Source organism: Dialister sp. i34-0019-2H8 (assembly GCF_042846925.1).
Taxonomy (GTDB): Bacteria; Bacillota; Negativicutes; order Veillonellales; family Dialisteraceae; genus Dialister.
Window position 1 is genome coordinate 458,177 of the sequence record NZ_BAABYQ010000001.1, and the last position, 15,314, is coordinate 473,490.

Genomic DNA, 15,314 nt, shown 5'->3' on the forward strand with positions numbered 1-15,314 from the left:
CCGTGGGCTCTGAGCCCGCTTCCTTGATTATCATTTAGGAGTGTGACAAACATGTTACTGATCACGAAAATTCTGGCAGTCATCATCTTATTGATCTGCCTGGGATTCATTGCCTACTGGGCCATCGCCATCATCAAAGGCGACTGTGTGCTGAAGGTGATGAAGTCCAAGAGGACGCCTTTCCATGTGGAGTCCATGGATATGAAGAGCGTGACGCTCTCCTGCACGCTGCCGATCAAGAATGTCGGCAAGCAGCTCGGCACCATCATGGATGCCTTTGTCCGCGTGTACCTGCCTTTTGAGCAGTACGATGAAGCCGTCGTCACGGCGCACCTCACCGATTTCGATATGCCGCGTCCCGATGACTACTGGCAGGCCTTCATCTTAGATCCGGGCAAGACGAAGAAATTCCTCATCACCCTGGAGATCAAGGGCAAGGGCGACAGCATTCTCCATGACTTGGAAACCTTCCCGGAAATGGGAATGGATGTCATTTATCAGGTCGTCGCGAGAAGCGACTACTACTATGCGAAGTCCCGCATCGTTCTTTCGAAGGAAGAGCTCAGAAATGCGCTCTATGAATATAAAACGGAGGTGAGATAAATGGCAGAATTAGAACTCATACCGATCCACACCCGTATCCTGACCCATCACGACAACATCGTCGATGCCATTCTGGAATACGCCGGCGACAAGATCACCGACCATGACATCGTCTGCAGTGCAGAGTCCGTCGTCGCCATCACCCAGAACCGCTACGTCCGTCCGGAAGAGCTGAATGTCTGCTGGCAGGCCCGTCTCATGAACCGCTTCGTCCCATCCGCAGGCTCCATGGCGAGCATCTACGGCATGCAGGCAGCCATGGATGAAGAAGGGAAATGGAACATGCTTTTCTCCTTCGTCCTCGGCGCTGTCGCAAAGCTCTTCGGCAAGAACGGCGTCTTCTACGCCCGCTGCCGTCAGGCATCTCTGATCGATGATGTCACCGGTACCATGCCGCCTTTCGACAAATGCCTCGTCTATGGTCCGGCGGATACCGACAATGTCTGCGAAAAGATCAAGAAGGCGACCGGCGCCTACGGCGCGGTCATCGCAGATGTCAATGACCTGAAACGCGCTGCCGTCCTCGGAAAGAGCCAGGGTCTTGACCCGAAACAGATCGCCAAGATCCTGATCGATAATCCTTTCGGCAATGACAATCAGAAAACACCGATCGTCATCATCAAGAATTTTACCGATATGATGAAGTGAGAAAAGGGGCAGTGAAGAAATGAATCCTCATTTCTTCACAGCTCCTTTTTACTTTGCTTTCATTTGGTTCAGGGTTCAGGGTTCAGGGCTCTCGTGGCGGCTTCGCCGCCTTTTTTAGAAGATGGTATTCTCGTATCGCAGCCTTCCCCTCTAGGGGAAGGTGCCCGAAAGGGGCGGATAGGGCGACTATGGCATGAAAGACAGCTGGGATAAGGTTTCCCGGTCACTCCTATGAGAGCTGCAAGTCCCCCGCGGCAGATGGAACGCGAAAATGAGATGATCGTTATTTCACAGCTCCTTTTGCTTAGGAGGCAGCATTCCTGGATTGCGCCCTTTCACGCTGTATGTGCCGCACCACATCGCCTTTCCCACCGGAGCCGAAGCCGCCGCGTCATTCCCTCATTGCCAAAATCCCATCCGTGCTTTATAATAGGTAACATAAAACTTCGTACAAGGATGGTGCATCTATGCCACAACTTATAGATCTATCAGATGTTCAGGATTTCCACGCAGCCCGTTTTCTTATTTACTGGCTGATCGCTTCGGTCGTGGCCGTACTTACTGCTTACAGCATCAGCTACGAGCACAAAATGAAGTGGTTCCGTCAGAGAAAAGACAATGGCTTCATGGTGCGCCGCGGCGTGATGGGAAATTACAGCCTTCTCGGCGTGCCGCGCACGAAGGAGGGCTTTGCGATCACCTTCGGTATTTTTGCCGGAGCAGGCGTCATTTGGGCGCTGGCCGTCTTCGTCATTCTCCCTCTTCTGGGGTATGATGTATAAAAAACTGCATAGCATTTCCTGCGGATGGCACGGGGGCAGGAAATAAAGAACAGGACCTGGCATTGAAAAATGTCAGGTCCTGTTTTTGTTAGGGGCGAGCGGCTGGTAGCTAAGAGACATCAGACATCTGACTTCTATCCTCCAGCCTTCGGGTATCGCCCCGTTTCGTCATCCTGAGCGGTGAGAAACGTCGTATGAGAGATAACGAATGCCAGAACAGCTGCGACCTGAGCCCTCGATCTCGGCGCAGCCGCTGCCACAACCCTGAAGTTTGAAAGCAGGGATGATTAGTAGCTAGGGATTAGGAGCCTCGAGTGACTAGTGACTGAAATGCCAGTTCATGGCATCGCCATTATTTATGCTTCGCGGCGCATTTCGTCATCCTGAGCGGAGTGAAATGTCGAATGTTCGATAATGTAAAGGCGGAACAGTGAGAACTGAGTCGAAGGATCTGGCGCCGCACCACCATTTCGCATTTCTCATTTCTAATTTCTCATTCAAGCGAAGCTTTCCAACGGAATCAAGGGACTGAACGTCCCATGAGCCATCCCGAACCAATTCCAAGCGTCTATCGCTTTTTACATAGTCCCAATTCATTATTTCAATATAGGAGGTATTCATGGAGAACTGGGAAAAAGTTTTAGAAGAATTATTCACCGGTGTCATGGGCATGTCCGACCCCACGGTCTGGGTCATGTTTGCCATCGGCGCAGTCCTCATCTGGCTCGGCGTAAAGAAGGACTATGAGCCTATGCTGCTCTTCCCGATGGGGGTGGGCTGTATCCTTGCCAATATCCCCGGACACTTTGCGGTCATCCCGACGGATGGAGGAGAACCGGGATTTCTGTCTGTCCTCTATCAGGCGGGCATCGCCAATGAGCTTTTCCCGGTGCTGATCTTTATCGCGGTCGGTGCAATGTGTGAATTTGATGCGCTGATCCGTGCGCCGTACGTCATGCTCTTTGCCGCAGCGGCTCATTTCGGTATTTTCGCAGCGACGATGCTGGCGTCTGTCGTCGGATTTCCTTTTAACGAAGCGGCATCCATTGGCATCATCGGGGCAGCGGATGGCCCGACCACCATTTTCGTCGCGCAGAAATTTGCGACGAACCTTCTCGCGCCCCTGACCGTGACGGCTTTCTGCTATATGTCACTTGTTCCGATCATCCAGCCTCCGATCGTGAAGCTCTTGACGACGAAGCATGAGCGCAGGATCCATATGGCGTACCGCGAAGAGAAACCGATATCCTGGACAGTCAAGTTCCTTTTCCCATTCATGGTCGTCCTCTTTGCAGGGATCCTTGCACCGATCTCCGTGCCGCTCATCGGTGCGCTGATGTTCGGCAATATGCTGAAGGCCTCCGGCGTCTGCGACTCACTCTCTGACACCGCACAGAATGAGCTCTCGAATCTCGTGACCCTTTTCCTCGGCATCACGGTCGGTGCGACCATGACGGCTGAGAATATCCTCACGCTGGATGTTTTGAAGATCCTGGCACTGGGGGCTGTGGCTTTCGTCTTTGATACGGTCGGCGGCGTCCTCTTCGCAAAGGTCGTGAACCTTTTCCTCAAGAAGAAGATCAATCCGATGATCGGGGCATGCGGCATTTCCGCCTTCCCGATGTCCGGGCGTGTCATCGCGAAGATGGCGCTCAAAGAGGACCCGACCAATTACATCATCCAGCACGCGATGGGCGTCAATGTGGCAGGCCAGGTGGCATCCGTCGTGGCCGGCGGCCTCGTCCTCGCGCTGATTCCTGTCCTTTCATAAGGAGGCACTATGACAAGTATCGAATCTTCCATCATGCTGACAGTCATCGCATATCCTATGATCTTCGTGGTCATGGCGGTCTTCGCGGTGCTGACATACTATCTGAATAAGCTCTTTCCGGGGGACTAGTGGCTGGTGACTAGTGAATGGTAGCTAGGGATTAGGGATTAGGAGTGACTAGTGACTCTCTCGTATCGTCATTTCGAGCGAAGTCGAGAAATCTTTCTTGCAGACTGCTAAACGAAGGATGCGTGAAAGCAGAAATACGTAGCACCAAGGCGTCGTTTCCCTGCCGGTGCTTATGTGACACTGACCGCAGTGCAAGAAAGATCCCTCGGCTGCGCTCGGGATGACGACGGCGCGAAGCGCTATCAAAACTCCGCGGCGCTTCTGTTTTTTATGCGCCGCACCAGCACTCCTCACTCCTAACTCCTCACTCCTAACTGGCGAGCAAAGCTTTCATCCACAATCAGTGGACGAGCCGCCCCACGAGCTAACCCTGAACCTCGAACTTTCTATTGTCTTTCTCTTCCCTGCCGTTTATAATACTTACATGATAATCATTCTCTAAAGGAGGCTTTATTATGAAAGAAACATATAGCAGAACCAAGTCTGTATGGCAGCGCATGGACGCTGATGAACGTCAGGCTGTCATGGACTATGGTGAAAAGTACAAGGCATTCCTGGACGCCGCACGCACCGAGCGTCTGGCAGCCGATGAGATCATCCGTCAGGCAGAGGCCGCCGGTTTCAAGCCGGTCTATGATATGGACTCCCTCAAGCCGGGCGACAAGGTGTACTGGAACCAGAAGGGCAAGTCTGTGATCCTGGCTGTCATCGGGGAAGAACCGGTGCATGCAGGCATCAAGATCGTCGGTTCCCACATCGACTCTCCGCGCCTCGACCTCAAGGCCAATCCGGTGCATGAGCAGGATGGCATCGTATATTTCCGCACGCACTACTATGGCGGCATCAAGAAGTACCAGTGGACCTGCATCCCGCTCGCACTGATCGGTGTCGTATACACGAAGGATGGCAAGAAGGTTGACATCAATGTCGGTCTCAAGGATGACGATCCGATCTTCTACGTATCCGACCTTTTGATTCACATGGCGCAGGATCAGATGAAGAAAACGCTCGCAGAAGGCATCACGGGTGAACAACTCCAGGCCATCGCAGGCACGAATGCCGAAGAAGATCTGAAGCCGAAGGAAGTCTTCATGAAGATGCTGAAGGATACCTACGGCATCGAAGAGGAAGACTTTGCCGCTGCGGAGCTCGAGCTCGTCCCGGCGACCAAGAGCCGTGACGTCGGCTTCGACCGCTCCCTCATCGCCTCCTATGGACAGGATGACCGTGTCTGCTCCTATGCGAACCTCGAAGCGATCCTTCAGGCCAAACCGGGTGTCAAGACCCAAGCGGCACTCCTGACCGATAAAGAGGAGATCGGCTCCTACGGTAATACGGGCATGGAGTCCTCTTATTTCGTCAAATTCGTCATGAAGCTCCTCGCGCTGCAGGGCAAGGATACCATCCTTGATTTCTATGAGACCATGGAAAACAGTGAGATGCTCTCCGCTGACGTGAACTCCTGCATGGATCCAATGTTTGCAGAGGTCTCCGAAAAGGACAATGCCTCCTTCCTTGGCTATGGCATCAATCTCACCAAGTACGGCGGCGCTCGCGGCAAGTCCGGCAGCAATGATGCGAATGCGGAATTCCTGCAGAAGATCCGCACCATTTTCAATGAAGCCGGTGTCTGCTGGCAGATCGGCGAGCTCGGCAAGGTCGATCAGGGCGGCGGCGGCACCATCGCCTTCATGATGGCGGACTGGGGCGCAGAAGTAGTAGACTGCGGCACCGCCATGCTCTCCATGCATGCGCCGTATGATCTCCTCTCCAAGGCAGATGCCTACGAGACCTACCTCGCGTACAAAGCGTTCTTTGAAAGTAAATAAGGTTTGAAAAAATCGGAAGTGGGATCCGTCCTGCTTCCGATTTTTGATTGGGAAAAGGTTCAACGGGGGCGGCGGAAAAATATAGAAGCGATGCAAGTGACTCGTGACTAGGAATTAGTAGTTAGGGATTAGTAGCTAGTAGCTAGTAGCTAGGGATTAGTGGCTAGGAATTAGGGATTAGAAGTGACTGGTGACTAGGAGACTAGGAGACATCAGGCTCTCGTATCGTCATTTCGAGCGAAGTCGAGAAATCTTTCTTGCAGACCGCTAAACGAAGGATGTTTGAAAGCAGAAATACGTAGCACCAAGGCGTCGTTTCCCTGCCGGTGCTTATGTGATACTGACCGCAGTGCAAGAAAGATCCCTCGGCTGCGCTCGGGATGACGACGGCGCGAAGCGCTATCAAAACTCCGCGGCGCTTCTGATTTTTATGTGCCGCACCACCATTCCTAATTCCTCATTCCTAATTCCTCATTCGAGCAGAGCTTTCATTCATAATCAGTGGACGGAGCCGCCCCCTAGGCTACCCCGAACCCTGAACCCTGAACCTCGAACCCTGAACCTCGAACCCTGAACCCTGAACCCTGAACTCTGAACCCTGAACCCTGAACCTCGAACCCTGAACCTTGAACCCTGAACCTTGAACCCTGAACCTTGAACCTTGATCCCATTCTCTGCTATACTGTACCAATACGGCTCTTCGGGAAGGACCCGAAATGGAAGGATAGGAGGAAATCATGAGTCAAGAGAAAGACGTCCGCCTGGAGGATGTGGCGGAAAGCAAGGCCGAGCTGGATGACAAAGCTCGGAAGATGCTGGAGGACAAGGACGCAGACTCTCGCATGCGTATTTATGAAGGACCGCTCGGGAAGGCCATCATCGTGCTTCTCTGCGTGTGGACTGCGTTCCAGCTGTATTTCACGACCATCGGTGCGATCAGCGCGATCAATCTGCGTGCGATCCACTGTATTTTTTTACTGCTGTTTACCTTTTTGCTATTTCCTACGTATAAGAAGGAGAAGCGCAGAAGGAAGCTGCCGCCGATCTGGGACTGGGTTTTCATTCTGGGCTCCATCGGCTCTTTCACTTACCTGATCTTGAATTACACGCGCATTGCACAGACCGGCGGTCGTATCTCTGATATGGAGGTCGGCATCGCCCTCGTCGCGATCGTCTGCGTCTTTGAAGCGGCGCGCCGCGCATCCGGCAATCTTGCCATCCTGGCGGCAGTCTTTCTGGCGTACAACTGGTTTGGCGCATACCTGCCGGGCTATTTCGGACACAATGGCTTCACGCTGAAGCGCGTGCTCATCACCCAGTTCTGGGGGACGCAGGGCGTGCTTGGCACCGGTATCGGCGTATCGGCGACATACATTTTTCTTTTCGTCGTTTTCGGTGCTTTCTTAAAGCACAGCGGCTTTTCGAAATTCATCAATGATTTCTCGCTGACGCTTGTCGGCCGTACATCCGGCGGCCCGGCGAAGGTGGCGGTCATCGCCTCCGGTCTCATGGGCATGATCAATGGCTCGGCCATCGCCAATGTCGCGACGACCGGTACCATCACCATTCCGCTCATGAAGCGCACGGGCTACAAGAAGGAATTTGCCGGCGCTGTCGAAGCCGTGGCTTCGACAGGCGGTCAGTTCACCCCGCCGATCATGGGCGCGGTCGGCTTCGTCATGGCGGAATTTCTGAATCTGTCTTACACCTATGTGGCACTTGCCTCCATCACACCGGCGCTCCTCTACTACGTCGGCCTGCTGCTCGCGGTCCACTTCGAGGCGAAACGTCTCGGACTCTCCGGCATCGCAAAGGAGAATATCCCGAATGCGATGGTCGTCATCAAGGAGCAGGGGCATCTGGTGCTTCCGCTCGTCAGCCTCATCGGGCTGATGTTTGCCGGCTTCACCCCGCTCTATGCGGCCGTGATCTCCATCTTTGTCACCATTGGCGCCAGCTGGCTTCGTAAGGATACCCGCATGGGTCCTGCCAAGATCCTGGAAGCGGTCGTCGAAGGGTCGAAAAGTGCGATCTCGGTCGGCGTGTGCTGCGTCATCATCGGCATCATCATCGGTACCGTCACTCTGACATCCATGGGGCTCAATATGGGCTACCTCATCCTGTCCATCGTACAGGGCGATCACATTTACCTCGCCGGCTTCCTCGTCATGATCATGTCCGCGATCCTTGGCATGGGTGTCCCGGGCGTCGCTGCCTATGTCATCGTGCAGGCCGTCGCGGTGCCGGTCCTCATCAAGGCGGGTGCGCTTCCGCTCATCGCGCACCTCTTCTGCCTCATCTATGCCTGCCTGTCGAATATCACGCCGCCGGTCGCCATGTCTGCCTATGTGGCATCCGGCATCGCCGACTCTGATCAGACGAAGACGGGACTGTGGGCGGTCCGCCTCGGGCTCATCGGCTTCATCATCCCATTCTTCTTCCTGGATAATCCGGTACTCCTGATCGGCGTCGATAAGACAGCGACACTCTGGGAATCTCTCTGGAGCATCTTCACCGCGATGATCGGGACGTTTGCTCTCGTGGCCGGTCTTGAAGGCTGGATCATCCGCAAGGCCGGCATTATCGAGCGTGTGATCCTCATCGCCGTCTCCCCGCTGCTGCTCTTCCCAGGCAGCTTGACGGATATCGCAGGCATCGCAGGCATCGCTGCTGTATGCATCTTCCAGTGGATGAGAAGGAAATAGGGATGGGGGTACTAGTGTCTGGTGACTAGAAATTAGGGAAACACTGATTAAATCGTTATCAGATTTCATTCTTGGATTTTTATACAGAGCGAGGAGACATTCGACGCGAATAGCGAGCTATTTAAGGAGAATGTCGACGACACTATGTATAAAAATCCATATGAAATCCGATTCTGCGATTTAATCAGCGTTTCCTTAGTAGCTGGGGATTAGTAGCTAGGGATTAGGAGTGGCTGGTGACTAGTAACTGGGAGACATCAGCCCCACGTATCGTCATTTCGAGCGAAGTCGAGAAATCTTTTTTGCAGACCGATAAACGATGGATGTGTGAAAGCAGAAATACGTCGTACCAAGGCGTCGTTTCCCTGCCTATGCCGATGTGATACTGACCGCAGTGCAAGAAAGATCCCTCGGCTGCGCTCGGGATGACGCTACGGGAAAGGGATCCCCACAAGTTTGAAAGCAGAGATTGGGGATTAAAAGTGACTAGTGACTGAAATGCTATCTTCGGGCATCGCCATTATTTATACTCGCGGCGCTTCTATATTTTTATGTGCCGCACCACAACCCTGAACCCCGAGCCCCACCTACCAATGCCCGCTCATTTATAGTATAATATTTACAACTTTATTATTCTCTGTGGAGAAGAGTAGGATAGAAGAAAGAGAGAGGGATCATCATGACAAAAAAATGGAAAAAAGCGATCGCGCTGTCACTGGCAGCTCTGACCCTGACCGGAGCTCTGGCCGGATGCGGGGATGACAAGAAAGCAGCTTCCGGCGCGGCGAAACCGGCGGCCGGACAGACGATCAAGATCAATTTCCCGACGGCGGGAGCTTCGGGTGCGCTCTATGCCGTAGGCGCAGCGATCACGAACATGTGGAGCAGCCAGGTACCGGGCGTGCAGGCTTCCAGCCAGGCATCGGCCGGCGGCATCGCAAACCTGAACATGGTATCCGAAGGCGAAGCACAGGTATCCATTGCGATCTCTTCCAATGTCTACCAGTGCCTGAATGGTACGGACAGCTTCAAGGATCACGCTTACAAGGATCTGAAAGCGATCGGCGGCCTGTACCTGAATCCGAATCAGGTCGTTGCTACGGCAAATTCCGGGATCAACAGCCTGAAGGATGTGAAAGGGAAGCACTTTGCCGTGGCATCGGCAGGCTCCTCTGTCTATAACGAATGCGAGACGCACTTCACGGCAGCGGGTCTTTCCTTCCCCGATGACATCAAAGCGGAATACATCACCTTCACAGATGCAGCAGATATGCTGCAGAACGGCTCCATCGACGGCGCATGGATCATGTCCGGCGCTCCGGCTTCCGCTGTGACGCAGGCACTGACAGGCGGCGCGCACCTCGTGGAGATCGATGATAACCTCATCAAAGAGCTGAAGGCGAAGTACCCGTGGTACACCAGCTATACGATCAAAGCCGGCACCTATCCGAATCAGGATAAGGATGTCAAGACATCGGCCATCAAGATGGTCATGTTCTGCCGCGGCGATCTGCCGGAGGATGTGGTCTATCAGCTGACGAAGACCCTGTGGGAACACATGGATGAGCTCGGACAGTCTCAGAAAAATCTGAAAGGCCTCACCGCTGAAAATGCAGTGAAGGACATCGCGGATATCCCGCTCCATCCGGGTGCTGCCAAGTATTATAAGGAAATCGGTGTGCTGAAATAAGGTCTATCAAAAAGAGGCTCGATGAGCCTCTTTTTACTTTGCTTTCATTTGGTTCAAGGTTCAAGGTTCAGGTGGCGGCTTCGCCGCCTTTTTTAGAGGATGGTATTCCCGTATCGCAGCCTTCCCCTCTAGGGGAAGGTGCCCGAAAGGGGCGGATAGGGTGACTATGGCATGAAAGACAGCTGGGATAAGGTTTTCCGGTCACTCCTATGAGAGCTGCAAGTTCCCCGCGGCAGATGGAACGCGAAAATGAGATGATTGTTATTTCACATCGCCTTTTTGCGTAGGAGAAGCGCACAGCCATTCTCTTACCCGGCCTTGTGTGTCAGGCTATAATAATGACAGATCCGTGTTTCCTGTAGGCTTATAAGAGGAGGTACCATGAAATTTATCCATACGGCTGACTGGCATCTGGGAAAGCTTTTGAAAGAGCATGCCATGACAGCGGATCAGGAATGGCTTTTGATGCACCGCTTCCTTCCGCTCGTCGATGAAGAGAAGCCGGACGTCATTCTGCTCTCGGGGGATGTCTATGATCGTTCATACCCGCCGGAGGAGGCGGTCGAGCTCTTCGACCGCATGACAGAGGAGATCGTAGGAAAGCGACATACTCCCCTGATCGTCATCAGCGGAAACCATGACAGTGCGGAGCGCCTCGCGGTGGCGAGCCGTCTTCTGTCGCATCAGGGACTCTATATTTTCGGCCCGCTGGATCGTGTGCATCCCGTCATCCTGGAGGATGCATGGGGGAAGGTGGCTTTCGTGCCGCTCCCCTATGCGGAGCCGGCGCGCGTGCGCGTCATGATGAATCAGAAGGGGCTTTCCGGCGCGGAAGACATTCACAGCTACGAGGAGGCGGAGAAGAAGCTCTCGGAGATCCTTCTTTCTGCCCTGCCCGATCCTTCGATGCGGAAGGTGGCACTCGCCCATGTCTTTGCCGCGGGCGGGACGCCTTCCGAGTCGGAGCGGCCGCTCTCGATCGGAGGCTATGACAGGATCTCGGACAGTGTCTTTGATGCCTACGACTATGCGGCGCTCGGGCATCTGCACCGGCACCAGAGGACGCAGAAGCAGTCGGAAAGGGTGCAGTACAGCGGCAGCCTCATGCGGTATTCTTTCGATGAGGCGGAGCAGCATAAGGGCGTCATCGTGGGAACGATCGGAGAGGATGGCAGTGTCGAGACGGATTTCCGTGAGCTCGCGCCGCTCCATCAGGTCCGTGTGCTGGAAGGAACATTCGCCGAGCTCATGAGCGAAAAGAGGGAGGCCTCGGAGGACTACCTGCAGGTCATCTTGACGGATGAGCTGCCTGTGATCGATGCGATGCCAAAGCTTCGCGAGAAGTACAAGAATGCGCTGGGCGTCGAGCAGAACATGGGCTATAAGGAGGACAGCGGCCGCCGCGATATCGAGCTGGAGCACATGAGCGATCAGGATATTTTCCGTGCATTTGTCAGCGAATTCCGAGAGAGAGAGCTGTCAGACAAGGAAGAGGCGCTTGCCAATGTCTGCTGGGAAGCGGTGTACAAGAAGGAGGAAGAGCGATGAGACCTTTGAAGCTGACGATGCGTGCCTTTGGCCCCTATGCGGGGGAAGTGACGATCGATTTCGAAAAGCTGGATGGGCGGCATCTTTTCCTCATCTGCGGACCGACGGGGGCGGGGAAGACCACGATCCTCGATGCCATGTGCTATGCGCTCTATGGGAAGACGTCAGGCGATCGGAGCGGCGCGCGTATGCGAAGCGACTATGCAGGGCCGGATCAGAAGACGGAAGTCATTTTTGACTTCATGATCGGCGAGAAGACGTATCGTGCCTGCCGTTCACCTGAGCAGTTCATCGATAAGAAGCGAGGCAAGGGACAGACAAAGACAGCGATGCAGGCCTCGCTCTCGGAATTGGTCGACGGGAAGGAGATGTCGACGCTTCGCACGAATGTCGAGGCGGCGGCAGGGAAACTGATCGGGCTCAATGCGAATCAGTTCTGTCAGGTCATCCTCCTGCCGCAGGGGGATTTCCGAAAGCTCCTCGTCGCGAAGGCCGAAGAGCGAGAGGGCATCCTGAAGCAGCTCTTCAAGACGCAGCGTTTTTCGGATTTCCAGTACGAGCTGAAGGAGCGCGCCGATGCGCTGTACCGGAAGAAAAAGGAGCAGGAAACGGTGCTCGTGACCACATACCATACGGTCGGCGCACAAGATGCAGCGGAGCTTGCCCGCCTTGCTGCGGAGACGGAGCAGCAGCTCGCGGACGCGAAGAAGGTACACGCGGAAACGGAAAGCGCGATGCAGGATTTCCGCAAGGTGTACAGCGAGGCCGCGCAGTTGAATTCCCATTTTCAGGCACTGGACAAGGCAGAGAAGCAGCAGGCGTCGCTCCTTATGAAGGCTGAGGAAATCGAGCATAAAAAGCAGGATCTGGTTCGCATCCGCCGGGCGAAGGAGCTTGCGGCGTATTTTGATATGCTCGACAACATCATGGCAGAAGGAAAGGCGGCAAAGTCCGCGAGGGATACCGCCGAGGCAGAGCGAAATCGCTATGCGAAAGAAAAGGAGCAGCTGCTCGCCTTTGAAACGAAGCTCGAAGGCCAGCGCGCGGAGATGGAAAGGGCGAAGATAACCATCACGCAGTTGCAGGGCTGGGAGCCGAAGGCGAAGGAGTACGGCGCGGCGCGGCGCAATGTGGAGCGCTACACGCAGAAATACAAGGAAGCGGAAACAGAGCTTGCCAGATTGCAGGAGACGGAGAAGAAATGCCGCGGGGCGGCGGAAGCCGCACGCGAAGCAGCCGAAGACGTCCGGCGGCGCTACATCTTCGGTCAGGCGGCCATTCTGGCGAGCCAGCTCGAAGAGGGTGCGCCCTGTCCGGTCTGCGGCAGCGTGCATCATCCGCATCCAGCGGTTTCGAAGGAAAAATTGCCGACGGAAACCGAATTGAAAAAGGCACAGAAAGCAGCAGAAACGGCGACGAAAGACTACGAGAATGCCAGAAATCTGGCGGGCACCTATGCGGCGGGGGCATACGTCAGCGCCATCACCGAGATGGGGAATGCCCAGGCGAAGCTCGCAAGCCTCTCCGATCTGCCGGAAGCCTACCGCAGTCCCATTTTCCTTCGAAACGAAGTGAAGCGGCTGTTTGCGGCCGTGACGGCATGGGAAGAAGCCCTGAAAGCGCTGCAGGAGAAAAAAGAGCCGCTCCTTTCCGCATTGGGCGGCGCGGAGGCAAATTTCCAGAACGCCACGGCCCGGCGAGAAAAGCTGGCAGCCGACTATAAAGCGCAGTCGGATGCACTGGATGAAAAAGCCAGGGGAGCCGGCTTTGCGGACCGCAATGACTGCAAGGTCTGGTATGCTCGCGTCAAAGAAGAAGAGCGGATGGAGAAATCGATTTCCGACTACGAAACCGAGCTGAAAGCGACGGAGAAAACCATCGCGGATGAGCGTCTCGTGACAGGCGGGGCGAAACGCCCCGACATGGCCGCGCTCGGTCAGGAAGATAACCAGCTGCAGCACCGTCTCACTACGTCGGCGGGACAGAGCCGCTCGCTCGCTGACCAGCTGAAAAATCTGCAGAAAGTTGCGAAGGACACCGAAGCCATGGCGCAGGTGCTTGACGCGCTCTCTGAAGAACTGTCTCTTGCGCAGGGGCTCTATGACCTCACCCGTGGCAGCCGCACGAAGATCACGCTCGAGCGCTATGTGCTGGGCGTTCTCTTAGACGAGGTCGCGGAGGCGGCAAATCACCGTCTCCTTGAGATGAGCCATCGCCGCTACTCGCTTCATCGCATGAAGGAGACGGGCGCAGCGAATAAGGGCGGCCTCTCTCTTGAAGTCTCAGACAGCTACACCGGCCGTTCGCGTCCGGCGAATACCCTCTCCGGCGGAGAGACCTTCCTCGCCTCCCTCTCACTCGCCCTGGGGCTTGCCGATGTCGTGCAGGCAAGGCAGGGCGGCGTACACCTCGATACCATGTTCATCGACGAAGGCTTCGGTACGCTGGATCCGGAAGCACTGAACAGCGCAATGAATACACTGATCGATCTGCAGAGCACCGGCCGTCTTGTCGGCATCATTTCCCATGTGCCTGAGCTTGAGGAGCGCATCGATGCCCGCCTCAAGGTCAGTCCGGCGGAGAAGGGAAGCCGCGCGGAGTTTGAAATCGTGGAGTAAGGGGCTTGATCGCGGGTGATTTATCTTCGGGAAACGCTGATTCAATCGCAGAGTCAGCTTTTACAAGAAATTTTATACATAGCTTCGTCATAACCATCCTAAACAGCTCGCTATTCGCGCCCCCCTATTCCTCTTCCCGTATCGTCATCCCGAGCGCAGCCGAGGGATCTTTCTTGCACTGCGGTTAGTATCACATAGGCACAGGCAGGGAAACGACGACTTGGTGCCACGTATTTCTGCTTTCACACATGCATTGTTTATCGGTCTGCAAGGAAGATTTCTCGCTTCGCTTGAAATGACGATACGGGAGTCTGATGTCTTCTAGTTTTTAGTCACCAGTCGTTCGAGACACCTAATCCCTAGCTACCAGTCACCAGACACTAGTCCCTCATCCCTCATCCCTGCTTTCAAACTTTTGGGGCTATCCTTTTCCTGTATCGTCATCCCGAGCGCAGCCGAGGGATCTTTCTTGCACTGCGGTCAGTATCGCATAGGCATTGGCAGGAAAACGACGACTTGGTGCCACGTATTTCTGCTTTCACACATGCATTGTTTATCGGTCTGCAAGGAAGATTTCTCGCTTCGCTCGAAGTGACGATACGAGAGTCCCCTAGTCCCTAATCCTTAGTCACTCATCCCAGCTTTCAAACTTTTGGGGCTATCCTTTTCCCGTATTGTCATCCCGAGCGCAGCCGAGGGATCTTTCTTGCACTGCGGTCAGTATCGCATAGGCACAGGCAGGGAAACGACGACTTGGTGCCACGTATTTCTGCTTTCACACATGCATTGTTTATCGCTCTGCAAGGAAGATTTCTCGCTTCGCTCGAAATGACGATACGGGAGTCTGATGTCTTCTAGTTTTTTAGTCACCAGTCGTTCGAGACACCTAATCCCTAGCTACTAATCCCTAATCCCTAGCCACTAGTCACCAGTCACTTCTAATACCTGGCCAACCAAAAAGCAGGAACGAAAGAACGTTCCTGCTTTTCTT

At 54.5% G+C, this 15,314-nt stretch carries 9 protein-coding genes; all 9 read left to right on the plus strand.

The window, feature by feature from the left end:
• Nucleotides 1-51: 51 nt before the first annotated feature.
• The 9 genes from ACGG9R_RS01885 to ACGG9R_RS01925 all read left to right on the plus strand — a co-directional run bounded on the left by ACGG9R_RS01885 (nt 52) and on the right by ACGG9R_RS01925 (nt 14,323).
• The gene (locus tag ACGG9R_RS01885; RefSeq protein WP_022106586.1) at nt 52-603 is read left to right on the plus strand and encodes a hypothetical protein; all 552 of its coding nucleotides are present in this window, start codon (nt 52-54) and stop codon (nt 601-603) included.
• Nucleotides 604-1,251 carry a coenzyme F420-0:L-glutamate ligase gene (locus ACGG9R_RS01890; RefSeq protein ID WP_022106587.1) on the plus strand — a complete coding sequence of 216 codons (648 nt, stop codon included), beginning with the start codon at nt 604-606 and terminating at the stop codon, nt 1,249-1,251.
• 467 nt (nt 1,252-1,718) lie between these two features.
• Complete coding sequence (locus ACGG9R_RS01895) at nt 1,719-2,033, plus strand: phospho-N-acetylmuramoyl-pentapeptide-transferase (RefSeq protein WP_390150766.1); 315 nt, start codon at nt 1,719-1,721, stop codon at nt 2,031-2,033.
• A 619-nt stretch (nt 2,034-2,652) separates the two neighbouring features.
• On the plus strand, nt 2,653-3,804 hold the full coding sequence (locus ACGG9R_RS01900; RefSeq protein ID WP_390150769.1) for a sodium ion-translocating decarboxylase subunit beta: 1,152 nt from the start codon (nt 2,653-2,655) through the stop codon (nt 3,802-3,804).
• A gap of 584 nt (nt 3,805-4,388) precedes the next feature.
• Nucleotides 4,389-5,762 carry an aminopeptidase gene (locus ACGG9R_RS01905; RefSeq protein ID WP_390150773.1) on the plus strand — a complete coding sequence of 458 codons (1,374 nt, stop codon included), beginning with the start codon at nt 4,389-4,391 and terminating at the stop codon, nt 5,760-5,762.
• 737 nt (nt 5,763-6,499) lie between these two features.
• Nucleotides 6,500-8,467: a TRAP transporter permease gene (locus ACGG9R_RS01910; protein ID WP_390150776.1), complete on the plus strand. Its 1,968-nt coding sequence runs from the start codon at nt 6,500-6,502 to the stop codon at nt 8,465-8,467.
• A gap of 679 nt (nt 8,468-9,146) precedes the next feature.
• On the plus strand, nt 9,147-10,157 hold the full coding sequence (locus ACGG9R_RS01915; RefSeq protein ID WP_390150779.1) for a TAXI family TRAP transporter solute-binding subunit: 1,011 nt from the start codon (nt 9,147-9,149) through the stop codon (nt 10,155-10,157).
• A gap of 381 nt (nt 10,158-10,538) precedes the next feature.
• Entirely contained in the window at nt 10,539-11,705 is a 1,167-nt protein-coding gene (locus tag ACGG9R_RS01920) for an exonuclease SbcCD subunit D (RefSeq protein ID WP_390150782.1), read from the plus strand.
• Nucleotides 11,702-14,323, plus strand: coding sequence for an AAA family ATPase (locus ACGG9R_RS01925; protein ID WP_390150785.1), 2,622 nt, complete (start codon nt 11,702-11,704; stop codon nt 14,321-14,323). The genes ACGG9R_RS01920 and ACGG9R_RS01925 overlap by 4 nt, the downstream gene beginning before the upstream one ends.
• Nucleotides 14,324-15,314 lie beyond the last annotated feature (991 nt).